Source organism: Silicimonas algicola, assembly GCF_003148765.1.
Taxonomy (GTDB): Bacteria; Pseudomonadota; Alphaproteobacteria; order Rhodobacterales; family Rhodobacteraceae; genus Silicimonas; species Silicimonas algicola.
Genome location: NZ_QGGV01000013.1, coordinates 1 through 21,696, shown reverse-complemented (window position 1 = coordinate 21,696; position 21,696 = coordinate 1). Strand labels below are relative to the sequence as shown.

21 protein-coding genes and 1 pseudogene are annotated in these 21,696 nt (G+C 64.0%); 14 read left to right on the top strand and 8 right to left on the bottom strand.

All coding sequences use genetic code 11. The features are described from left to right. Positions 1-4: 4 nt before the first annotated feature. Entirely contained in the window at positions 5-229 is a 225-nt protein-coding gene (locus C8D95_RS19925) for a hypothetical protein (protein ID WP_109760969.1), read from the bottom strand. 401 nt (positions 230-630) lie between these two features. Here C8D95_RS19925 and C8D95_RS19920 point away from each other — a divergent pair, with 401 nt between their 5' ends. The 3 genes from C8D95_RS19920 (at position 631) to C8D95_RS19910 (ending at position 3,386) form a co-directional block, all read left to right on the top strand. After that, positions 631-930 (top strand): hypothetical protein, encoded by a 300-nt coding sequence (locus C8D95_RS19920; RefSeq protein ID WP_109760968.1) that lies wholly within the window; start codon positions 631-633, stop codon positions 928-930. 313 nt (positions 931-1,243) lie between these two features. After that, positions 1,244-2,449: an AI-2E family transporter gene (locus C8D95_RS19915; protein ID WP_164721726.1), complete on the top strand. Its 1,206-nt coding sequence runs from the start codon at positions 1,244-1,246 to the stop codon at positions 2,447-2,449. 91 nt (positions 2,450-2,540) lie between these two features. Continuing rightward, entirely contained in the window at positions 2,541-3,386 is an 846-nt protein-coding gene (locus C8D95_RS19910; RefSeq protein WP_109760966.1) for a hypothetical protein, read from the top strand. 148 nt (positions 3,387-3,534) lie between these two features. Here the strand turns inward: C8D95_RS19910 and C8D95_RS19905 are convergent, their stop codons facing one another. Together C8D95_RS19905 and C8D95_RS19900 are read right to left on the bottom strand one after the other, a co-directional pair. Then, a complete protein-coding gene (locus C8D95_RS19905; protein ID WP_109760965.1) occupies positions 3,535-4,479 on the bottom strand; it encodes an NAD(P)-dependent oxidoreductase in 945 nt (314 codons plus the stop codon). Next, positions 4,476-5,489, bottom strand: a complete 1,014-nt coding sequence (locus C8D95_RS19900) for a LacI family DNA-binding transcriptional regulator (protein WP_109760964.1) — start codon at positions 5,487-5,489, stop codon at positions 4,476-4,478. The genes C8D95_RS19905 and C8D95_RS19900 overlap by 4 nt, the downstream gene beginning before the upstream one ends. A gap of 464 nt (positions 5,490-5,953) precedes the next feature. Between C8D95_RS19900 and C8D95_RS19895 the strand changes: the two genes are divergently transcribed. The 11 genes and pseudogenes from C8D95_RS19895 to C8D95_RS19845 form a co-directional block, all read left to right on the top strand. Further along, positions 5,954-7,105: a mandelate racemase/muconate lactonizing enzyme family protein gene (locus C8D95_RS19895; RefSeq protein ID WP_109760963.1), complete on the top strand. Its 1,152-nt coding sequence runs from the start codon at positions 5,954-5,956 to the stop codon at positions 7,103-7,105. 109 nt (positions 7,106-7,214) lie between these two features. Beyond that, positions 7,215-8,801, top strand: a complete 1,587-nt coding sequence (locus C8D95_RS19890; protein ID WP_164721727.1) for an ABC transporter substrate-binding protein — start codon at positions 7,215-7,217, stop codon at positions 8,799-8,801. A 15-nt stretch (positions 8,802-8,816) separates the two neighbouring features. Then, entirely contained in the window at positions 8,817-9,755 is a 939-nt protein-coding gene (locus C8D95_RS19885; RefSeq protein ID WP_109760961.1) for an ABC transporter permease, read from the top strand. Further along, positions 9,752-10,660 (top strand): ABC transporter permease, encoded by a 909-nt coding sequence (locus C8D95_RS19880; protein ID WP_109760960.1) that lies wholly within the window; start codon positions 9,752-9,754, stop codon positions 10,658-10,660. Before C8D95_RS19885 ends, C8D95_RS19880 begins: the two co-directional genes overlap by 4 nt. Next, positions 10,657-11,637, top strand: a complete 981-nt coding sequence (locus C8D95_RS19875; protein WP_109760959.1) for an ABC transporter ATP-binding protein — start codon at positions 10,657-10,659, stop codon at positions 11,635-11,637. Before C8D95_RS19880 ends, C8D95_RS19875 begins: the two co-directional genes overlap by 4 nt. Next, entirely contained in the window at positions 11,634-12,635 is a 1,002-nt protein-coding gene (locus C8D95_RS19870) for an ABC transporter ATP-binding protein (RefSeq protein ID WP_109760958.1), read from the top strand. Before C8D95_RS19875 ends, C8D95_RS19870 begins: the two co-directional genes overlap by 4 nt. Beyond that, positions 12,632-13,651 (top strand): CoA transferase, encoded by a 1,020-nt coding sequence (locus C8D95_RS19865; RefSeq protein WP_164721728.1) that lies wholly within the window; start codon positions 12,632-12,634, stop codon positions 13,649-13,651. The genes C8D95_RS19870 and C8D95_RS19865 overlap by 4 nt, the downstream gene beginning before the upstream one ends. Further along, the gene (locus C8D95_RS19860) at positions 13,638-14,882 is read left to right on the top strand and encodes a CaiB/BaiF CoA transferase family protein (protein WP_109760956.1); all 1,245 of its coding nucleotides are present in this window, start codon (positions 13,638-13,640) and stop codon (positions 14,880-14,882) included. The genes C8D95_RS19865 and C8D95_RS19860 overlap by 14 nt, the downstream gene beginning before the upstream one ends. Then, entirely contained in the window at positions 14,882-15,688 is an 807-nt protein-coding gene (locus C8D95_RS19855) for a MaoC family dehydratase (protein WP_109760955.1), read from the top strand. The genes C8D95_RS19860 and C8D95_RS19855 overlap by 1 nt, the downstream gene beginning before the upstream one ends. A 14-nt stretch (positions 15,689-15,702) precedes the next feature. Then, positions 15,703-16,806 carry a mandelate racemase/muconate lactonizing enzyme family protein gene (locus C8D95_RS19850; RefSeq protein ID WP_109760954.1) on the top strand — a complete coding sequence of 368 codons (1,104 nt, stop codon included), beginning with the start codon at positions 15,703-15,705 and terminating at the stop codon, positions 16,804-16,806. Between the two features lie 195 nt (positions 16,807-17,001). Continuing rightward, positions 17,002-17,427, top strand: a pseudogene (locus C8D95_RS19845) (superoxide dismutase family protein); the annotation flags it as partial. Positions 17,428-17,568: 141 nt separating this feature from the next. On the opposite strand, the gene C8D95_RS19840 reads toward C8D95_RS19845, so the two are convergent. From C8D95_RS19840 to C8D95_RS19820, 5 genes are all read right to left on the bottom strand, one after another. Next, positions 17,569-17,763, bottom strand: a complete 195-nt coding sequence (locus tag C8D95_RS19840; protein WP_109760953.1) for a hypothetical protein — start codon at positions 17,761-17,763, stop codon at positions 17,569-17,571. After that, positions 17,763-18,035 (bottom strand): hypothetical protein, encoded by a 273-nt coding sequence (locus tag C8D95_RS19835; RefSeq protein ID WP_109760952.1) that lies wholly within the window; start codon positions 18,033-18,035, stop codon positions 17,763-17,765. Before C8D95_RS19835 ends, C8D95_RS19840 begins: the two co-directional genes overlap by 1 nt. A gap of 32 nt (positions 18,036-18,067) precedes the next feature. After that, positions 18,068-20,305, bottom strand: coding sequence for a pyrroloquinoline quinone-dependent dehydrogenase (locus C8D95_RS19830; RefSeq protein WP_420902634.1), 2,238 nt, complete (start codon positions 20,303-20,305; stop codon positions 18,068-18,070). A 77-nt stretch (positions 20,306-20,382) separates the two neighbouring features. Continuing rightward, complete coding sequence (locus C8D95_RS22615) at positions 20,383-20,703, bottom strand: BON domain-containing protein (protein ID WP_241239695.1); 321 nt, start codon at positions 20,701-20,703, stop codon at positions 20,383-20,385. 309 nt (positions 20,704-21,012) lie between these two features. Next, entirely contained in the window at positions 21,013-21,276 is a 264-nt protein-coding gene (locus C8D95_RS19820; RefSeq protein WP_164721729.1) for a DUF892 family protein, read from the bottom strand. Positions 21,277-21,696 lie beyond the last annotated feature (420 nt).

Sequence of the window (21,696 nt, the reverse complement as noted above, 5' to 3'; positions counted from 1 at the left end):
AACCTCAGGCAGCTTTGCTGAAGTTGCGCGAGTACGTTCTGTGCGAGAACATCGCACGGCTGCGACGTCGAGCGAGATCCGAACCAGCTCGCAGGCACTCAATACCGGAATACGCCTGCTGCATGGCCTGACGCTCCAGATGGGTTTTCCGAAGGATCCGGATCAGCAGTGCAAAGGCTGCAAGGCCAGCCAGGGGAGACGTCAGCCCGACGAGAAAGTAGATGTCCATTGTCTGTCTCTCATGTTCTGCGCAGGGCGGCTTGAGTGGCGCCCAATCATGGCTTCATTGCTTGAACAGGAAACTCGGAAACGACTGTCACGACACTTGCAGCCGAACTCGCCGCCATCATGGCCATGGGGTGAAACCTTCGCGGATAAGTTGTGACGCCAGAGGTTCGGAGGGCGCTCGGTGCTAAGGCGCGCCACTGTTGTGAAGCATCTCCGATGCACTGAACGTGAGAATTGAGCTCGGCAGGGTGAGAGCGCCGCCTGTGCAATAACGAAGGTGGTGTGAGGAAGGAGCGCCTCGAACAGCTCTTACGGTACGGGGCTGTGCCGGTCCAAATTTCGCCCAGGTCCCTCGGGGGAACATTGCGGTTTGCAGCCTGTTAGCGAGACAGGAGGTCGTCCATGAAGACACGCAACGTCGTCGGCGGATTGATGGGTGTCCTCGTCCTTCTCGCGGCAGGAGCGTGTGCCCTGACCTGGCGCTCCGAGATAGATGAGGTCGCACGTCCCTCCCCCGACGCCACAGACCCGGGCCTGATCGAACAGGGTGACCGGCTCGCTGCTGCGGGCATTAGCATCGCTTGCCCTTGCCCTGCCGTCCGTGGCGGGGAGGCGTTCGCGGGCGGACCGGCGGTGCCCACAGACTTCGGCGACATGTACTTCGGGAACATCACGCCCGACGAGGAAACAAGGATCAGCTGATGGAACCTCCAAGCGGCGCATGGTCCGACGAGCGCCGGGATCGGGAATGCCACCCGCGACGCCGTGGGGCTCCGTCGTACGGAACTTCCACTGACTCGCATCAAGGTAGTGGCCACCCTCGACCAACGTCAGTTCAGCTGAAATGACCGGATGCCTGGCGCCTTCCATGCCATGCAGTCCGGTGTCGACCGACGAAGCCATCACGGAGAGAGAGATCGATGAAACACCTAGAGTTCGCTTCAGCCGCTTGCCTTTCGGCAACGCGTCACTTCAACCGGGACGGTACGGGTTCGATCACCGGTGTGTTGCGCAGATGAACTCCGAAGCGTCCCGCCTTCCGCCGTCCCGCACACGTTTGTGGCTGCTCGTCGTCATCACGGTCATTCTTGCGGGCTGGGCCCTTCACGCGACGGCGACCTTCATGGTCCCGATCGTCTTCTCGATGTTTCTCGCGCTGCTCGTCGAACCCCTGGATCGATGGGTTGCAGAGCGGATGCCGGAGAAGATCAGCTGGCTCGGCCACGTCGCGGCGATGGGCGCCATCCTGGTCGCATTGCTGGTCTTCATCGGCCTCATCTCGATGGCCGCCCAGCAGGTCGTCGAACGATTTCCGTTCTCAAACGCCAACGCCGGCTCGCTTCTGCCGCAGTTCGGGTCCGGGTCCGATCCACAGGGCGGGTCCGCGGATGTCGCGGCAGGTGCGGGCGCGACCGCCACGGAGAGCGACGCCTCTTCCCTCGCTGCAGGTGACGCTACGTCCGACACTCGAGTGTCCTCCGGCAGGTTTAGCGATCTGTTCTCGGGCGCGCTGCAATCCTTGGTGAGCAGGCTCGGCGACTGGGCATCGGGAACTGCCATGCAGATACTTGGCGCAGCCGGCGCGACCCTGGGGGCGGCGGTGCTGGTGTTCTTCCTTACGCTCATCATGCTGATCGAGGCACCCCGCTGGCGCGAGAAGACGGAAAACGTCCTTGCCGCGTCGGCAAGCCGGAAGGCAGCAGACTCCACCGCCATCATCGCCGACCGGCTTCGACGCTATCTTCTCACGCGGACCCTTCTCGGCGTCGTCACCGCAGCGCTCTACGCCGGCTGGCTCTGGCTGTTCGGCATAGACCTGCTGGTGGTGTGGGCGCTGCTGGCAGTGCTGATGAACTTCATCCCTACCTTCGGGTCGTTGGTCGCAGGGGTGCTGCCGGTAATCTATGCCTTTGTTCAGAAGGATCCCGGCACCGCCTTCGCCGTCGGCGTCGGCATCTTCGTCATCGAGCAGGTGATGGGAAACTATGTCGACCCGCGGGTTCAGGGCCGACAGGTGTCGCTCTCCTCGCTCGTGATCCTGATCGCGCTTCTTGTCTGGGGTTGGGTCTGGGGCATCGCGGGGGCAATCCTCGCCGTGCCGATCACGATGGCGGCGATGATCATCTGCGCACATGTGCAGTCTCTGCGGCCCTTCGCGCTGATGCTGAGCAACTCGACCGACATGGACGCGCTCGATCGTCAGGTAAGCTCAACCGATTAGTAGCGAAGACGTGAGGCAATTATCCCGAAATCTCGGAACGTGCAGCGGTTCGACCTGTTGGAGTGACCATACGCAAGAAAAGGAGACCGACATGAAGATAGCAAATATTGAGATCCGCAGCACAGCCCTCGCGGCGCTCCTGAGCCTTCCTCTCGTAAGTGGCGCCGCCCTTGCGCAGGAGACGGGCCAGACGGATCAGTCCACGACACCCGCCCAGGACACGACGCAACAGCAGTCCTCGCAGTCAGCGACAGACTCCGGTCAGACGGGCGGCGATCAGCAGGAGGACACCGTCGTCGCGACGGTGGGCGAGGCAGAAATCCGCGGGTCGGACGTCATGAGCTTTATCGGCATGCTCCCACCGCAGCTGCAATCGCAGCCGCCGCAGATGCTGGTGCCGATGGCGCTGGAGCAGTTGATCTTTCGCGAGCTCATCCTCGAGGACGCCCGCAGCCAGAACCTCGCCGATGATCCCGAAGTCGTCGCCCTCGTCGACGGCGCGACGGTGACGGCAGCGGACGATGCGATGGTGCAGGTCTGGATCGACCGCGAGACGGCTGGCGTCGTGACTGACGAGGCCGTTCAGCAGGCCTACGATCAGGCTCAGTCGGAAGGGAGCCAGGAGCTTCCGCCGCTCGAGGAAGTGCGTCCGCAGATCGAGCAATACCTGCGTCAGCAGGCGCTACAGGACATTCGGACACGACTGAGCGAGGGTGCCGACATCGTCCTCTACGATCCCACGGGTCGGCCGGTCGAGCAGCAGAGCAGCGGCGCCGCCGCCTCCGGCAATGAACCCAACGCCGCGGACACCTCCAACAACACCTCGGGTGGTCAGACGTCCGGCGGTGAAGCGACCGGCGGCACTTCCGGAAGCCAGTCGAGCGAAGCTTCGGGGAATTCGTCCGGAACCGCAGGGGAGCAAACCCAAAGCAACTGATCGCGCCGATGCATTACGCGTTCTTCCCGGTCGGCCGCTTCTCCGAGTGGCCGACCGGGGACGGGCCTGCCCGATATCCACATGTGGATCCTTGAGGAGACCGCCCCGTGCTAATCCGGCAGCACACTCAAGCCGGGCATCCGCTTCATCAATAGCGACCGTCGCGTGCAACCTTGCCGGTCATGTCCTCGACGCGTCCCGCAAGCCAAGCCCCGAGGTTATTTTCGAGTATCTGCTGCAAACGCAGTGTCGTGGAAGGACCGGAGGACGAGCAATGCGGGGTCAGGCAAACTCGGGGATGCGTGTAGACCCAGTGTCCGTCGGGCGGTGGCTCTTCCGTCCAGACGTCGAGAGTGGCCCGCGCGACGGGCCCGTCGAGAGCTTCGCGCAGCGCCTCGGGCACGACGAGCCCGCCCCGCGCCACGTTGACGAAATGCTGTCCGGGACGACACTGCGAGAACGTCGTCTTGTCGAAGAGGTTGCGCGTCTCTTCGGTAAGCGGCGCGCAAAGCACAAGGTGGTCGCTGAGCGCGCAAAGCTCCGGCAGGGAGACCAGTTCAACCGCTGAACCGGAGGAAACCGCACGTCTCCGCGTGGCCCGGACTGTCATCCCGAACGCTTGTGCAAGCGATGCGACGGCTTGTCCGATCTCTCCGAAGCCGAAAAGGCCCAGGCTCTTGCCAGCCAGTGCGCCGACCTGTCTCGGCGCCCACTCGGACGCTTGCTTGACCTGTATGTCTGGAAGACGCTTCTCCGCCTGCAGCATCGCCGCAAGCACATACTCCGCGATTGCCGTGGCCGCAGCGCCGCGCGAAATCGTGAGAACCGGAACGTCGAACAGCCATTCGGGCGCCGCGTCTATGCCCGTTGGGCGCACATGCACCCATGAGAGGTCTGCGGCCCACTGCGGCTTTTCACGCGTGAGACTGCGCAGCTTGCCGTTCCCGACCAGAAGGACCGTCGTCCCCTCGGGCACGTCCCAGGGTGCATCTGGCGAAAGCCTGTCGAGCGGCGTGCCGTCCGGGAGGTGCGAGCGGAGCCAGCAATGCGCCGCATCGTCGAATTGGTGCGCGACGTGAAGCGGCGGCTTCATGGCTGTGGATGAAGGCCGGGGGTAACGTCGGGCACAGTCGAAGCGCGCACCACGAGGTCGCCGACAAGAAGGTGCTGCCGAGGGGTCTCCGGATTTTCAGCGACGATCAGGTCCACCGTCTTCGAAACGATTGCGTCGATCGGCTGCCGATATGTGGTCAGCGCGTATCCGGGCCAGGACGCCATCGGGATATCGTCGAACCCGACAGTGGCGATATCGCCGGCCGCTCCCTCGCGCTTCAGCGCGTCAAGACCCCCGAGAGCTAGGATATCAGAGGCGAAGAAGATGGCGTCCGGCCGCTCGGGCAGAAGCTCGAGAGCGCCGCGCCAGCCGGCGTCATAACTGTAGACGCCACCTGACGCCGTACCGGTCAGTCGCATGCCAAGTTCTGCCAATCGCGTCGTGAAGGCGCTATGGCGCGTCATGCCGACCGCAGTCTTGGTGAGGCCCGCGACATAGCCCACGCGGCGACACCCGATGGAATGAAGGTGATCGACAATGGCGCGGGCGCCGTCGACGTTGTCGCAGCAGACTGTGTCGATGTCGTCCTGGCCCAAGCGGTTCAGGAGGACCGAGCGACGACCTTCCGTCGCCCACATCAATGTCCGTGGGTTAAGGATCGTCGCCGCGATCACCACCACTGCATCGACGTTATAGGTTCGAATGGCGATCATCTGATCTTCGATGTTCGCGCCACGAGTAATGTTGAACAGCAGGCTCTGCAGACCCGCCCGCTGAAGCCCCTGGGTCAATCTTTCGATGAGGGCCGGATAGAACGGGTTCTGCATGTCCGAGACCACGATCCCGACGATGTTCGTGCGCCGCTTGGTCAGCATCGAGGCGATGGCGTTCGGGCGATAGTCATGCTCGTTTGCGCCGTTCAGGATGCGCTCGCGCAGGTCTGCCGAGATGCTACTGCCTGGGGTGAACGCTCGCGAGACGGCGGACTGGCTGACGCCGAGCAGACTTGCAAGTTGTCGCGATGTCAGGGGTTTCGGCGCGCTACCCATATTTGTCACTAGTCCAAAGCATCTGTGGTCCGAGTTGGCGGACGTTTAATGGATGGGCCGTCCAAGACCAACAGTTTCGTCCGGAAGCGGCCAGGGCTCCAATGAATACGCTTGCAACCAATGTTGCGCTGCAGCGAATATGGGGAGACGCCGTGCTGCAATTGCGTTGCTGCGCCAGCGAAGGCTCTTGCGTCGTACTGCTGCCATGCTCCAACTCACCACCTGGATAGCGGAGGCTCATATAAGCCTAACATCCTACGTATAAACGATTTTAATTAATCCACCACGACTGCGGCGCCGGCGGGCCTGAGCTTTTTCAAAAGCCCTGGCACCGCCCAACCAACCCGCGGAGCCCGAAAAACGAAATCACGAGATACTATCTGAATACGGATGCAAAATATGTTTGTCTACCTGAAAGCATCGCCCCTCTGGCGTAAGGGGGATGCAAGGGGAGGAAGCGCCGCATGCTGAAAGATGCTCCAGCTTCGGGACGCCCTGTGCCCGTGCGGGCCGATCACCGGATTGCGTCCGTGGAGGCCTTCCAGGTGTCGTGGAGGCCGGGTGACGTCCCCGGCCGGCGCACCGCGATGGTTCGCGTGCGGACCGACACCGGACTGACAGGATACGGCGAGGCCTCGCCCATGATGGGCGGCGAGCACAGCCTGCTTGTCGTGAGACACTTCTCGGACAGTCTCGTCGGTGCCGACCCTTTCGATCAGGCGGTGATCCAGGACCGGCTTCTGCACCGCTATATCAAGTTGGGGCCCGAAGGCGCGGTCACCGGGGCGCTTGCGGCGCTGGATATCGCGCTGTGGGACATCAAGGGCAAGGCGCTGGGCCTGCCGATCTACAAGCTTCTGGGCGGAGCGTGGCGGACGAAGCTGCCCTTTTACGCCTCGATCGGCGGCAATGCGGAGCGGTCGGTGGACGACGTCGTGCGCACGGTCGAGCGGCGGTGGCGTTCGGAGACGCCGGCCGCGATCAAGATAAGATGGGACGGAGACCGCACCCGCCAGGACCATGACATTCCCGGCGACATCGCAAAGGCGAAGGCGGTCCGCGGCCTTGTCGGTGACGACTTCCCCTTGGCATTCGACGCGAACAATCAGTATTCCGTCGGCGGAGCGATCCGCGTCGGCCGCGCGCTGGAGGAACTGGGCTACATCTGGTTCGAGGAGCCGGTGCAGCACTACAACGTCCGCGCGATGGGCGAGGTCGCCCAGCGTCTCGACATCACCGTCTCTGCCGCCGAGCAGACCTATACCACGCAAGCCCTCGTCGACATGATCAACGCCGGCGTGCGCATGGTGCAGCCCGACATCGTCAAGATGGGCGGCATCACCGGGCTCATGCAGTGCGCCGCGATCTGTTTCGCCCACGGAGTCGAATTGGTTCCGCACCAGACGCAGCCGGGTATCGGCCATGTGGCCAACCTGCATGTGCTTGCGACCCTGATGCACAACACCAAGCCCGCCGAGTTCGCCGATCCCGATGACCGGATGCACGCCGCCTTCGAGAACCCGCCGATCCCGCGCAATGGCTGTTTCGATGTGCCGGACGGGCCGGGGCTGGGTCTGAGGTTGCGGGATGAGGAGTTGGATCGGCGTCGCACCTAGCACTCACAGACCGCACGAAATCCGGATGCAGCCAATTCGGCACGCAGCAATCCGGACAAGGCGCCGCGAGGCCTGCACGGCTCGCGCGACTGCAATCAGGGAGAGAGACATGATCACAAGACGTACACTTCTCGGCACGGCGTTCGCTGCATCAGCGGCGGGCCTCTATGCCCCACGCTTGCGCGCCTCCGCGCCGGATACGCTTCGCTTCGCAAGCGCGGCTGGCGGACCCCGCAGCGCGGATCCGGCCAAGACCACGCAGGGTTCGGACAACTGGGCGGTGATCCAGATGTTCGAGTACCTCGCGCAGCCGCCCGATGGTAACTTCGGCGTTTCGCCCGACGACTTCACGCCGGGCCTTGCCACAAGCTGGACGACGTCCGACGATGCGAAGACGTGGGTTTTTACGCTGCGCCAGGGCGTCCAGTTCCACCACGGCTATGGCGAGATGACCTCGGCCGACGTCGCCCGGTCCTTCGTCCGCGCACGCGACATCAGCGTCGGCAGTGCCAACTACACCAACATCGCCGAGGTGATCGAGTCCGGGAAGTACGAGGTTACGATCGTTCTCAAGAACCCGGACCCGATGTTCCTCGGCTCCACCGTCGCTGCACGCCACGTGATGGTCATCTCGAAGAAGGCCGAGGAGGAGCTGGGAGAGGGTTTCGCGACCAAACCCGTCGGCACCGGCCCCTACAAGCTCGATCGCTTCGACAGCGAACGCGGCACCTATCTCAGCCGTCACGAGGACTATTGGGGCGAGCCGGCGATCATCACGAACGTCGAGTGCCTGTACATCGCGGATACCACGGCGCGAACTCTGGCGCTTATCTCCGGTGACGTCGATATGGCCGAGGGCGTGCGCCAGCCGGGCTGGGTGCCGCAGATCCAGGCGCAGAAGCCGGATCTTCTTTTCGACATGACGGTGCCGGGATCGTTCAACACGCTGTTCTTCAACCTGGCCAAGGATCCGCTGCAGAACATCCAGGTCCGCAAAGCGATCATGCACGGCATCAACAAGCAGGAGATCGTTGACGCGCTCCAGCCGATGTCCCGGATGGTCTACACCCTGAACCCGCCGAACTATCCCACGGGCTTCGACCTGGAGGAACTGCCGGAGGATCTGCGATATGAATACGATCCCGACGAGGCCAAGCGTTTGCTTGCCGACGCCGGTTTCGCAAATGGGCTGACGATCCCGGTCAATACCTCGCAGCGCGAGGACTACAGCACGCAGCACCTGATCATTCAGGAGCAACTGCGCCAGATCGGCGTCACCATCGACCTGACGATCATGGACCACTCGGCCTATCACGCCACCAACCGGCAGAACCTGAACACTCTGAACATCAACTCGTCGTCGCTGCCACCTGTCCCGCTCTACGTCTTCAACGACTATGCGGTTTCGGCGGCCAACATGAAGGAAGACGGTTCCGGCGGCGCCAACTATTCGCACTACGGCGTGCTTATGCCCGGTGTCGACGATCTCGTTGCGGAGATGCTTCAGACCACGACCTTCGACGACTACGTCGCCAAGGGTCGCGAGGTTGAGCTGCAGATCCAGCGCGACCTGCCGATGGGCGGATTGCCGACATTGTCGTACCTCGTCGTACGCAATCCGCGCATCGATCTCGGCTACGAAGTTCAGGGCGGCTATGCCTACTGGCGCTTCTGCAAGGCCTCGATCGTCGGCTGAGGGAAACAGCAGCGCATGGCGAGATACCTACTTCTGAGGCTCCTGGACCTGGTTCCGACCGTGTTTCTGGTGCTGACGCTCGTGTTCATCGCCATGCGCATCCTTCCGGGTGATCCGGCGCTGGCCGCTCTCGGCGCGAATGCCGATGGCGGCCAGCTTGAAGCTTTCCGCGAGCGGATGGGATTGAACGATCCACTCTGGCTGCAATACGTCCACTTCCTGTGGGATGCTGTCCGCCTGGACTTCGGCAATTCGCTTATGTCGAACATTCCGATCAGTACGTTGATCGCCAACAACCTGCCGCACACGGTCTATCTGACGATTGTCTCGGTCGCGCTGGGACTGTTCATCGGCATCCCGCTGGGCCTCTATGCAGCAACCCAGCGGAACAAGCTGCCGGACAACGCGCTGCGGATCTACTCCCTGATCGGCTACTCGGTACCCGATTTCTATCTTGGCGCCATTCTCTTGATCGTGTTCTCGCTGAACCTCGGCTGGTTTCCGATCAACGGCGCTGGTGAGGGGTTCTGGGACGGCCTGCACCACATCTTCCTGCCGGCGCTTTCGCTGGCGCTGCTGAAGTCCGCCTTCCTCGGACGTCTTACCCGCACGTCGCTGCTGGAGGTTCTGGGGCGCGACTATGTCCGGACGGCGCGCGCCAAGGGTGCCCGTGAAGGCAGGGTCATCTTCCGCCACGGGCTGAGAAACGCGATGCTGCCCCTGTCCACCGGGATCGGCATTTCGATCCTTGCAACGCTTTCTGGCGCTGTGGCCATCGAACTCGTCTTCAACAGGCCGGGCATCGGCCGGCTGCTGATCAGTGCGATCCAGGAGCGGGATTATCCCGTGATTCAAGCGGGCGTGATGATGTTCGCCACCTTCGTCGTGCTCGTGAACCTTCTGATGGACATCGTCTACATCTTCATCGACCCGCGCATCCGGATGAAATCATGACCGACGCAAGCACCGCGGAAGCTTCCGCTGAACTTGTCGCCGAACGCGAGGCGCTTGCACCCGAACCCGGCTTCCGCGAGGCGTTCGCTCAGGTCATCCTGGAGCGGCCCTCGACCCGGATCGCATTCGTTGTCGTGGTCCTGTTCATCCTGATTGCGGTCTTCGCGCCCCTGCTGGCGCCCCACGATCCTCTGCGGCAGTCGATCCTTCAGATCAATCGGCAGCCTTCCTGGGACCATTGGCTCGGGACTGACCAGTTCGGCCGCGACGTTCTCAGCCGACTTATTCACGGATCGCAGAACTCGCTGATCTTCGGCTTGCTCTCCCCGGTCTTCGCGGCGTTCTTCGGGACGCTCCTTGGCGTGACGGCGGGGTACATGGGCGGCATTGTCGACCGGGTCATCAGCCGTGTCATCGACATGCTCATGGCCTTCCCGGAGCTTTTGCTGGCGATCCTGATCGCGGCGGCGCTGGGGGGCAGCTTCTGGAACATCGTCGTCGTGCTGACCGTGGCATTCACCCCAGGCTTCGCGCGTGTGGCACGGGCCTCGACCATGGCGGTCAAGCAGGAACCCTATGTCGAGGCGGCGGTGGCGGCCGGTGTGTCGACACCGCGCATAATCTTCCGCCACATCGTCCCCAACATCGCGGCGCCCATCGTCGTGCTGATGGCGCTGTGGTCGGCGAGTTCGATCCGGATCGAAGCAACGCTCTCGTTCCTCGGCATCGGAACCCAGCCGCCGAACCCCTCCTGGGGCAACATCATCCGCGATGGCCTCTCCAACATGTTCGCGACGCAATGGCCGATCGCTGCGGGCGGCCTCGCGATCACGATCGTCGTGCTCGCCATCAGCATCATCGGCGACTCGGTACGCGACTTCCTAGACCCAGAGACCAACCAGTGAGCGACAGACTTCTCGACATCAGGGACCTTTCGGTCGAGTTCGGACCGGTTGCGCGGCCGCTGCGCGTTGTCGACCGGGTCTCCTTCTCGATCGACGCCGGCAAGACGCTGGGCATCGTCGGGGAAAGCGGCTCGGGAAAGTCGATGACCGCGCTGTCGGTGCTGCGCCTTGTACCCGAGCCGCCCGCCCGCATCTCGGGTCAAATCCTGTTTGACGGACGCGACCTGCTCAAGGTGCCCCGGCGCAACATGCCTGCGATCCGCGGCAAGGACATCGGCATGATCTTTCAGGAGCCGATGGCGTCGCTGAACCCCCTGATGTCCATCGGCGACCAGATCGCCGAGGCGATCATGCTGCACGAATCCATGTCCGCCGATCGGCGCCGCGAAAGGGTGCTCGATCTGCTGCGGCTGGTCGGCCTTCCAGATCCCGAGGGCCGGCTGGGCGCCTATCCCGATCAGTTCTCCGGCGGGATGCGGCAGCGGGTCATGGCCGCCATCGCGATGGCCTGCAACCCGCGCCTGTTGATCGCCGATGAGCCCACGACCGCGCTCGACGTCACCATCCAGGCGCAGGTCCTGGAGATGATGTTGGACATTCGGCGGCGCTTCAATTCGGCGATCCTTCTCATCACCCACGACCTTGGTGTTGTGGCCGAGGTCTGCGAGCGCGTCGTCGTCATGTACGCCGGCAAGGTGGTCGAGGATGCGGACGTGGGATCGTTGTTCGCGAACGCGCTGCACCCCTACACCCAGGGATTGCTGAGATCGGTGCCTTCGCTCACCGACACCCGGAAGCGGCTCTACCAGATCCCCGGATCGGTGCCTCCCGCGCGCACGATCAAGGCCGGCTGTCCCTTCCGCCCGCGCTGTCCGGCGCGCATGGACCGGTGTGCCGTCGAGATGCCGCCATTAGTTCCTTACGCTCCCGGTCACCGCGCCGCCTGCTGGGCCGTCTCGAAGGAGATGGCCGAATGAGCGTGCTGATCGACGTGCAGGGCCTGGGCAAGACGTTCACCGACACCACCATGCGACTAGGGCCGAAGCGCCCTCCGGTCCGCGCCGTGGAGTCCGTCAGCTTCCAGATCCACCAAGGCGAGGCTCTGGCCGTCGTCGGCGAATCCGGCTGCGGCAAGTCCACGCTCGGGCGGCTTCTCCTGCACCTGATCGAGGCAAGCGAAGGGCGCGTGATGTTCGAGAACCGCGACATGAGTGCCATGTCCCGGCACGAGATCCGCCAGCTTCGCCAAAGAATGCAGATGGTGTTTCAGGACCCGTTCGGCTCGCTTTCCCCCCGCCGGACCGTCGCCGACATCATCGCCGAGCCGATGGACAGCTTCGGTCTGACGAAGTCCCGCAAGGACCGTCGCGAGAAAGTCGCCGAGCTTCTCGATCTCGTCGGTCTTCCGCCCTCGTACATGGACCGCAGGCCGCGCCAGTTCTCGGGCGGGCAGCGCCAGCGGATCGGCATCGCGCGCGCGATCTCGGTCGACCCGGCGTTCATCGTCGCCGACGAACCTGTATCGGCCCTCGACGTGTCGATTCAGGCTCAGATCATCAACCTGATGCAGGATCTGCAGGAAAAGCGCGGCTTTTCGTTCCTGTTCATCGCCCATGACCTGGCCGTCGTCCGGCACGTCGCCGACCGGGTGGCAGTGATGTATCTCGGCCGGATCGTCGAGATGGGGACGAAGGCGCAGATCTACTCGAGCCCACACCATCCTTACACCGAGGCGCTGATGTCGGCTGCGCCGCGCCCCGACCCTGCCGCGCGAAGCAACCGCATCATTCTGGAGGGCGACGTCCCGAGCCCGTCGAATGTACCCTCCGGCTGTCCTTTCCGCACGCGCTGCCCGCTAGCGGCGGAAATATGCAGCGTCGAGCGGCCGCCGCTTATCGAGGTCGAGCCGGGACACACCGCCGCCTGCCACTTCGCGACACCTTATCCGATCGCTCAACGGAGCCCGGCGACATGAAAGGCGCCCTGGAGGGACATGTGGTCCACGACCGCTCCGGAACCGTGGCAGGACAATTCTGCGGTAAGCTTCTCGCTGATTTCGGTGCCGATGTCTGGTTGGTCGTGTCGGGCGACCTAGCCGAAATTGCGGCGGGAGGTGACGGCACCTCGCTGGCGCCACTCGACTTGCATCTGAACCTCGGAAAGCACCGGGGCAGACCGCCCTCCCCGCCGGATGTCGTGCTTTGCGGACCGCAAGACGATCCGGCGCACCTTCGAGACCTATGGCCCGCGGCCCTAGTTGTCCGGATCATGGGATTTGGTGACGACGGGCCGAAGGCCGGCTGGAAAGCGCCCGAGATCGTCTTGCAGGCTTCCTCGGGCATGATGATTTCCAACGGCATTCGAGGGCGCGAGCCGCTTTACGGAACCGGCGAAAGGGCATCCTACGCGGCGGGGCAAGCCGCTTATATTCAGATCCTCGCCTCGCTTCGCGCTCGCAGGGCCACGGGGCAAGGGGACACGATCAGGATCGACGCGGCCGAAACCGCGGCGGCGATGTGCTTTCCCTATGTCTTGCAGACGATCTACAACGGCACGGATCGCCGTCGCGGCGATCAGGACATTCCTGCGGGCGAAGTGCTTTGCCGCGGGTCATGGGTCTGTATCTGGGTCTACTCCAATCGCTTCGAGACGCTGTGCAAGTTGCTCGGGCTCCAGACGTGCCTGACCGACCCGCGCTTTGCCGAAGTGCCGGTCCGTCAGCAGAACTGGCCCGCCTTCTTCGCGCTGGTGCAGGACAAGGTTGCCGACCGCGATCCCGAGGACTTCGTGGCCGAGTTGCAGGCGAAGGGGATCATCGCGGCGCGCGCCTATCGTATCAGCGAAATCCGCGAAAGCCGCCATCTCGCCGAGCGTGGCTACTGGCGGCGCGTGACCATCGGCGGCGAGACCCACGTCTTGCCGGGCGTGCCATTCCGCTTGAGCAAGACGCCGGCGCGGGAACCGGACGGGAGCGCCCATGCTGCCGCTTGAGGGAATCCGCGTCGTAGAACTCACGACCGCCTGGGCCGGTCCTATGGCGGGGCGCGTTCTGACCTGGTACGGGGCCGAGAGCTTTCACATCGAAAGCCCGACACGCACGAACACATGGCGGTCGAACCGCGACAAGCCGAACCCGGTCACATACCCGGACCTCGATCCGGGTGAGCGTCCCTGGGATCGCTGCTTCACCTTCAATTCGCAGAACGTGAACAAGCGCTCGCTGGTGGTGGATCTGAAGAACCCCTCGGGCTTTTCGGTCCTGCGCCGCCTGATCGCGGTATCGGATGTTCTGATCTGCAACTTCCGCCCCGGCATGCTGGACCGTCTCGGACTCGGCTACGGCACTCTGTCGAAGGAACAGCCCGGCCTCATCGTCATCGAAATGCCGGCCTACGGTTTGACTGGCCCTGACGCCGGCTATGCCGCACTCGGACCGACAATGGAAATGGCGGCGGGCATGTCGGCGATGATCTCCTACCCCGGAGGCAAGCCGACCGTGACCGGCCCGTCCTACATGGACCCGATAGGCGGGTTCAACGCCGCGGCGGCGATTTTGACGGCGCTGCACCATCGCGACCGGACGGGCGAAGGCCAGCACATCGAAATGGCCCAGGTCGAGGCGGCCATGCAGTTCATCGGACCGGAGTTGATCGAAGGCCACGACGTGGTGCCGGACGGCAATCACCGCCCCGACATGGCGCCGCACAATGCCTATCCCGCGCAGGGCGAGGACAGCTGGATCGCCGTCGCCGCCCCAGGCGACGCGGCCTGGATGAAGCTGGCGCGCATGATGGGTGGCGAGACGCTGGCCCGGGACGGCCGCTTTGCCACGCTGTCCGACCGGAAGATCAACGAGGCGGCGCTGGATGCGATGATCGCGGACTGGACCTGCACCCAGGACCGCCACGCGCTTGCCGAGACGCTTCAGGCGGCAGGCATCGCTGCATCGGCGGTCGAGACCGCACCGGACCTGGCCAACTCCGAGTATCTGCGCGCGCGCGGGTTCTTCACACCGCGCGACCATCCTGTCGCGGGCCGGCACGACCATCCCGGTCTGCCACTGCATTCCGAGATCGCACAAGGCTCGGCCCGGACGGCAGCGCCCGGGTATGGCGAGGGCAACGAGTATGTCCTGCGCGAGGTCCTGTCGCTGCCCGAGGCCGAGATCGCGGCCATCCTGGCCAGCGGTGCGCTGGCCGACGTGCCGGCGCCGGGGATGTGATGCCCGCCCTGCCCGAGCGCCTCGAAATCACCGCCGTCCTCGATCCGCGCCCGCGCTATCGTGGAACAAGCCACGAGGACGAGACGGCACGGCGCATGGGCTTCCGTGCGGCCCTCCTTCCGGGCGTATTCGTCTATGGTCACGCCACGCGGATCGCCCTGACGGGATGGGGCGAAGACTGGCTGGCGCGGGGGCGCGCTCAGGTCCGGTTCCGCCGGCCTGTCTACAACGGCGATCCTCTGGTCGTGACGCGCGGCGAGTTGGAACGCGAAGAGAACGGCTGGACTGCCGAGGTCGCGGTGGCCCACGCCGAGACGGGTGAGGTGGTTCTGGCAGGCAGCATCGGGCTGGCCGACCGCGCACCCGATCCGCCTAAGGACCTTCCGCTGCTGTCGACCTTCGAGCCCCGGCTGGAGTTGCAGCCCGGCACGGCGCGCGAGGGATTGCAGCTCGGCAGTGAGGAGACGATCCTGGCCCGGGATCTGGTCGAGGAGTCGCTGGCCGACTTCCACGAAACCGAAAGCATATTCGCCGACCGCGCGCTGATCCATTCCGGATGCCTGATCCGTAAGACGATGGGCGATGCGCTGGGAAACCTCGTCCTTCCGATGCCCGTGATCTTCGCCGGGGTCGGTGTGCAGCACCTCGCGACCGCGCCCGTGGGGGTGGAATACCGCACCTCTGCACGCATCACCCGCACGTGGGAGACCGGGGGCAAGCATTACTTCGAGACCGAGGAATGGCTCTTGGCGGGCGACCGTCCCGTCGTGCGTCATGTCCGGCAGAACCTGTATGCCATCACCTGAAGAGGCGACCCAAGATGAAGATCGCACGGATCGAAACGTTCACCAACACGCTCATCGGCTTCGTCCGCGTGACGACGGACAGCGGAGAGCAGGGGTGGGGCCAGGTGTCGACCTATAACGCCGACATCACCAGCGACGTGCTCCACCGCCAGGTCGCCCCTCACGCGCTGGGGACCGACCCGATTGAGCTTGCCGAAACCATCGAGGTGATCGGCGAGAAGGAGTGCAAGTTTCCCGGAACCTACCTGCGGCGAGCCACCGGAGGCCTCGACACGGCGATCTGGGATTTGCGCGGCAAGATCGAAGGCAAGCCGGTGACATCGCTGATCGGCGGCAGCCCTGGTCCTCTACGCGTCTATGGCAGTTCCATGAGGCGGGATATCACGCCCGAAGCCGAAGCGGATCGGCTGTGCCGGCTGCGGGACGAGCAAGGGTTCAGCGCCTTCAAATGGCGCGTCGGCGCAGAGTGCGGTCGCGATGTCGACAAGTGGCCCGGACGCACCGAGGCCATCGTCCCCCGTGTCTCCAAGGCGCTCGGGGACGGTATCGGCAAGCTGGTCGATGGAAATTCGGGCTTCACGCCCGGTCGCGCGATCGAAGTCGGCCGGATGCTCGAGCAGAACGACATATCGCATTTCGAGGAGCCCTGCCCCTATTGGGAGCACGAATGGACGAAGAACGTCACCGATGCCTTGTCGATAGACGTCACCGGCGGCGAACAGGACTGCGAGATCTCGGCCTGGAAATCGATCATCGGCATGAGAGCCGTGGATGTCGTACAGCCGGACATCCTTTATCTCGGCGGGATGTGTCGGACGCTGCAAGTGGCGAAAATGGCGGCGGATGCGGGCCTCCCCTGCACGCCGCACTCGGCAAATCATGGTCTTGTGACGCTTTGCTCGATGCATCTGTTGAGGGCGATCCCGAACGCGGGGAAGTATCTCGAATATTCGATTGAGGGGCCATACAGCCAGCAATGGGCGGATACGCTGTTCGTCGAACGCCCCTATGACGTCGTCGATGGGCAGGTCCGTGTCACGGACGCCCCCGGCTGGGGTGTCGAGATCAACCCGTCATTCATGGAACACTCGACCTACGCCATCAGCCAGTCCGAGTAGTTCCGCTGCGTTCCACCTTCCGGCGCGGACACATCTCTTTCGAACACTCCCGGAACCCGATCGGGATCTGCGGCGTGATGGCCCTTTCGAGGCGGCATACCCTGTCCGGAACATCGAAGGCCCTCCCCTGTTCGACGTTCACAGTTAACGCCGGCGGCAAAAGCCGGCCCTGCCGAACAAACAGTGGAGGAATTCATGAGACTCGAGATCCTGTCCGTGCTTGCAACGACGTTGCTTGCGACGGTTGCCCATTCCGCGGATGCGACAGCGGACATCGCGGACCGCGAAGGCAACAACCTGGGCGCGGTGCGCGTTCACGACACGGCCTCGGGACTGGCCTTGGCGACCCTGACGCTTTCGAACCTGCCCGAAGGCCAGTACGCGGTTCACCTTCATGAAACTGGCGACTGTGAGTCCGAGGACTTCAGTTCGGCTGGCGGTCATGTCGCCGGAGATCGCCAACACGGCGTTCTCGCCGAGGGTGGCCCCCATCCGGGTGACATGCCGAACATCTCGGTCGCAGAGAACGGGATAGTCCAGGTCGAAGTCGTTCTGCCGTTCCTCGACGTGGAACGTCAGATCCTGGACGAAGACGGAGCCGCCTTCGTCATCCACGCGGGCATCGACGACTATGAAACTCAGCCCTCCGGCAACGCGGGCGATCGGATGGCCTGCGGAGTGTTTTCCCAGAGATATAGTGCTGACGAGTGTGCGGCGAACCGGTCCAATACCGGTTCGCCTGGTTTGCCCGGTCTCACTTTTTCAGCGGCTGGGAGGATCGCTGGCGGGAAAGGATTCGTCCGACGCCTCGTCCACGATGTCCCACTCCCGCGGCGGACTTCTCATCTGAGATGGCCCCGCGTCACGCACCTGCAGCGCCGCCGGCGCGCCGGACGTCTTTCGGATCAAACCACGCAAGACGTCTCTCGGCGTCTTGAGAAGCGCCCGCAGGGCCATCAGCCATCCTCCTCGCGATGCACGAGCTTGTTGAAGCGGCTGATGGAACCCTCCTCCGTCTTCTCCTGATAGAGAAACGCGAGATTGCTCTTCTCGAAGACCGAGAAGAATTCTTCCCACTCGATCTCTTCCAGCGAGTCCTCGGGCGGATCGAAATCGATCCTCAGGATGCCGCCCTCGCCCGAGTCCTTCACTCGGGCGGGGTGACCGTTCCTTTCCTCGGCCCAGGTACGGATCGTATCGTGATCGATGGTGGATGATGCCTGAGTCACCTTGGATCTCCTTCCTGAGTACGACGTGCTCGCTATGGCAGGGCGTAGGCGATGACGTAGTCGCCCACTCCGGTCTCCATGAAGTGGTGGCCCATCGCCGTGATCATGACGTACTGTCTGCCGTCCACCTCGTAAGCGATGGGGTTCGCCTGACCGCCTGCTGGCAGGACATCGGTCCACAGCGTCTCGCCCGTCTCGATGTCGATGGCGCGGAACAGGTTGTCGGTCGCCGCCGCGATGAAGATAAGCCCGCCAGCGGTCACCACCGACCCGCCGTTGTTTGGCGTGCCGATCTTGAGAGGCACCATGGACGGAATGCCCCAGGGCCCGTTGCGGCGTGCAGTGCCGATGGGTTCGTCCCACAGCGTCTCGCCCGTCGAAAGGTCGATGGCGCGAATGCCGCCATAGGGCGGTTCGGTGCAGGGCATGTCGGTCAGCGCACTGCGCCAGCCGGCATTGACCGAGATGGCGTAGGGCGAGCCTGCCTGCGGGCCGGCGGGGTTTTCGGGCGCGCCCACCGTCTCGGGCGCTTCGGCGATGGTGGTATACTCGTCGCTCTCCAACGGATCGGGACGTTCGATCAGCCGGTTGTAGTTCGGGATATCGTTGTAGTTCGCAATGAGAACCCCGTGTTCCGGATCAAGGGCCACCGACCCCCAGTCCGACCCGCCATTATAGCCGGGATACTGGATCCAGCGGGTACCGGCTGTCGGCGGCGAGTAGAAGCCCTGGTACTCGGCCTGACGGTACTGAATGCGGCACCAGAGCTGATCCAGCGGCGTGGCGCCCCACATGTCGCGCTCCTCGAGCGGTGGCTGGCGCAGCGTGTGCCATTCCGAGATCGGCTGCGTCTCCGAGATGTAGTCCGGCTCCACCTCGCCCTGGGGCAGATCGGTCAGCTCGCCCACAGGTGTCAGCGGCTCGCCGGTCTCGCGGTCGAGGATATAGAGATCCCCCTGCTTCGAAGGCAGCAGGATCGCCGGGGTTCCCTGATAGTCCAGAAGCGTAGGCTGGCTGCCGAGGTCGTAGTCCCAGACGTCGTGACGCACGGTCTGGAAATGCCAGACCTCCTCGCCCGAGGTGGCGTCGAGCGCGACGAGGGAAGTGGCGAACTCGTTTTCGGCTTCCGACCGGTTGGAGCCGTAATAATCCACCGACGAATTGCCCATCGGCAGGTAGACATACCCCAGTTCCTCGTCCGCCACGGCGGTCGTCCACATGTTGGGCGTGCCGCGCGTATAGACTTCGCCTTCGGGCGGGCCGTCGCGGTTCTGCTCGGGCGCTGCCAGATCCCAGGCCCAGGCGAGTTCGCCGGTGACGGCGTCGTAGCCACGCACGACGCCCGACGGCGCCTCCTCGGCCTGTCCGTCGAGCACTTGAGCACCCGTGACGATGACACCGCGCACGATGGCGGGTGGAGCGGTCACGGCGTACCAGCCGGGCACCCGTTCGCCGATATCCTGCCAGAGATCCACCGTGCCGTTTTCCCCGAAGTCTTCGCAGGGAGCGCCGGTCTCGAGGTCGACGGCGACCAGCTTGGCGTCGAGCGTTCCCTCGACGACCCTGGTGGCGCAGAGATCGCCCTCCGCCGCCTCAGGATTGGTATATATGGACACGCCGCGACAAGTCGCGCCGTAGGGAATGGCCTCGTTCGGCACACCCGGATCGAAGCGCCAGTTCTCCTCGCCGGTGGCGGCATCGATAGAAATGAGTGCGTTCATGGCCGAGCACATGAGAAGGTCGTCACCGACCTTGAGTGGCGTCGTCTCGGGCGAATACTTCCCTTCGGCGTTGCCCTGGGGCATGTCTCCGGTGCGGTAGACGAAGACCCGCTCCAACTCGCCGACGTTCGCCGGCGTGATCTGGTCGAGCGTCGAATAGCGCGTCGCAAGCGTTCCCCCGCCCCAGAGCGGCCAGTCCTGTCCCGCATGAGCAGGGAGGTCGGCGATCTGTGGCCGCTGATCCGCCGCTGCAGTGTCGACGTCATTGGACGAGGCCTCGGGCGCGCCTTGGGGCTCCGCCGCTGGCTGCGGTTCTGTCTCTGGAACTTCCTGCGGCTCCGCTGTCGGCGCATCCTGCGTTTCCGCCGCTGGCTGCTGCGCTGGGGCGGCTCCCGCCTCCGGCGACGGCTCTTCTGCCGGTGCGGCCCCTTCCACTTCGGCCGCCGGCTGCTCCGGCACCGTTGGCTCTTCGGAAGTCTCTTGCGGGAACGCAGGTTGACCCGCGCAAATGACGCACAAAAGCAGTGGGGAGAGGCGCGCGACGTTCATGGTAGTCTCCTTCTGGGTAGTCGGGCGGCGATCCGCCCCGCCGTGTCGGCAAAGCGAACGCCGTTGTCAAAAATGGATCAGACGGACCTGATCCTCAGGTTGTTCTGGACGTGAGCGACACCCGAGACGTACTCGGCGCAATCCTCCGCACGCCGCTTTTCGAGTCGGGAGCCGACCTCGCCGTCGAGCGATACTTCGCGCTCGCTCACCGACACGCGGATATCCGTGGCATCGAGGTCAGGGTCGTCCGTCAGACGTTCATTCACGTCCTCGAGGATGCGTTCGTCGGATCTGACATAATCGCGTGGGCCGCGTCCGCGATGGTCTTCCTGGCGGCGCGCTTGCGCGGCATCGTCGCCGAACCAGGACGAGACCTCGTCCGCCGCGCGGTCCCACATGCTGCGGTCGCCGTCGGCGTTTCGCCAGTCGTCGGAATGATATTCCTGTCGATCGGGTGCGTCCCTGTCATGGCGGGTCGCACCGGGATGCACCCCAGAATGAGGTCCGGCAACGGCACCGGGACTGTACGGGGACCCCTCTCCGTAAGGCCGACCGTAGTTCTGACGCATTCCGCGCCGGGGGTCGTTTCGAGAATCTTGTGCCATTTGACTGCCTTTCTGTGAATGGAACTGCGCTCGCCGCCCTTCGGTTTCGAAGGGCGACGAGCCACCATGGCCGGCAGGGCTGGGGAGGACAGACCCCGCCGGTCAGGCTGCCTGGTTGAGGCATTCCTCGGAAAGCCGCGTCCGTTTCTCGTCAGCCGCTTCCCTTTCGGACATCGTCTGCCTGAGCAGATCGGCGCAATCGTCCCTGCCCGGTTCGCGGGACCAGGCGATGAGGGTGCCGCAGCGCATGATCTCATTGTGTTCCACGGCCTGCGCGGGGGCAGCGTTCAGGACGTTGTCGGCGGGCACGCCGCTCGCGATGGCTTCGGCCTCTTCGATGATCCCGTCACCAGAGAATATCGCCATTCGGATGCTCCCTTTCTGGCGAACCGACCCCAAGCCGGGGCGGCTTTCTTGATCCCCAGCAACAGTTGCCCGTCCCGATTGTTCCTGACGACAAGGCTCGAAGGCGAGATGGGAGAGCCATGTCGCCATGGCGACGCCACGCAGCTCAACCGCAAGACGGCAGCCGCTTCGGAGACCAGCGTTAATGTCATTGGTCCATGCATGAAACTTCGAAAGGGACCCGTGCGTGAAACTCGAAGTAGACTCCCTGACGCAAAGGCAATGGCCGGACACGGCCGCGGGGCGGCTAGGAAAGGACAAGGAAAGAAAATGAAGGAGCAGTCCACCACGACCGCCGACGAGACCGCGATGAAGCGGGAACTGGAAGAGCACCTTCGGAGGATTGAATCCGAGGATGTCCCCGAGCGCCTTCTCGAGCTT

Excerpts from the sequence above, each read along its gene's own strand:
- C8D95_RS19925 (WP_109760969.1), bottom strand. The coding sequence starts at position 229 with ATGGACATCTACTTTCTCGTCGGGCTGACGTCTCCCCTGGCTGGCCTT.
- C8D95_RS19920 (WP_109760968.1), top strand. The coding sequence starts at position 631 with ATGAAGACACGCAACGTCGTCGGCGGATTGATGGGTGTCCTCGTCCTT.
- C8D95_RS19915 (WP_164721726.1), top strand. The coding sequence starts at position 1,244 with ATGAACTCCGAAGCGTCCCGCCTTCCGCCGTCCCGCACACGTTTGTGG.
- C8D95_RS19910 (WP_109760966.1), top strand. The coding sequence starts at position 2,541 with ATGAAGATAGCAAATATTGAGATCCGCAGCACAGCCCTCGCGGCGCTC.
- C8D95_RS19905 (WP_109760965.1), bottom strand. The coding sequence starts at position 4,479 with ATGAAGCCGCCGCTTCACGTCGCGCACCAATTCGACGATGCGGCGCAT.
- C8D95_RS19900 (WP_109760964.1), bottom strand. The coding sequence starts at position 5,489 with ATGGGTAGCGCGCCGAAACCCCTGACATCGCGACAACTTGCAAGTCTG.
- C8D95_RS19895 (WP_109760963.1), top strand. The coding sequence starts at position 5,954 with ATGCTGAAAGATGCTCCAGCTTCGGGACGCCCTGTGCCCGTGCGGGCC.
- C8D95_RS19890 (WP_164721727.1), top strand. The coding sequence starts at position 7,215 with ATGATCACAAGACGTACACTTCTCGGCACGGCGTTCGCTGCATCAGCG.
- C8D95_RS19885 (WP_109760961.1), top strand. The coding sequence starts at position 8,817 with ATGGCGAGATACCTACTTCTGAGGCTCCTGGACCTGGTTCCGACCGTG.
- C8D95_RS19880 (WP_109760960.1), top strand. The coding sequence starts at position 9,752 with ATGACCGACGCAAGCACCGCGGAAGCTTCCGCTGAACTTGTCGCCGAA.
- C8D95_RS19870 (WP_109760958.1), top strand. The coding sequence starts at position 11,634 with ATGAGCGTGCTGATCGACGTGCAGGGCCTGGGCAAGACGTTCACCGAC.
- C8D95_RS19865 (WP_164721728.1), top strand. The coding sequence starts at position 12,632 with ATGAAAGGCGCCCTGGAGGGACATGTGGTCCACGACCGCTCCGGAACC.
- C8D95_RS19860 (WP_109760956.1), top strand. The coding sequence starts at position 13,638 with ATGCTGCCGCTTGAGGGAATCCGCGTCGTAGAACTCACGACCGCCTGG.
- C8D95_RS19855 (WP_109760955.1), top strand. The coding sequence starts at position 14,882 with ATGCCCGCCCTGCCCGAGCGCCTCGAAATCACCGCCGTCCTCGATCCG.
- C8D95_RS19850 (WP_109760954.1), top strand. The coding sequence starts at position 15,703 with ATGAAGATCGCACGGATCGAAACGTTCACCAACACGCTCATCGGCTTC.
- C8D95_RS19840 (WP_109760953.1), bottom strand. The coding sequence starts at position 17,763 with ATGGCCCTGCGGGCGCTTCTCAAGACGCCGAGAGACGTCTTGCGTGGT.
- C8D95_RS19830 (WP_420902634.1), bottom strand. The coding sequence starts at position 20,305 with ATGAACGTCGCGCGCCTCTCCCCACTGCTTTTGTGCGTCATTTGCGCG.
- C8D95_RS22615 (WP_241239695.1), bottom strand. The coding sequence starts at position 20,703 with ATGTGGGACCGCGCGGCGGACGAGGTCTCGTCCTGGTTCGGCGACGAT.
- C8D95_RS19820 (WP_164721729.1), bottom strand. The coding sequence starts at position 21,276 with ATGGCGATATTCTCTGGTGACGGGATCATCGAAGAGGCCGAAGCCATC.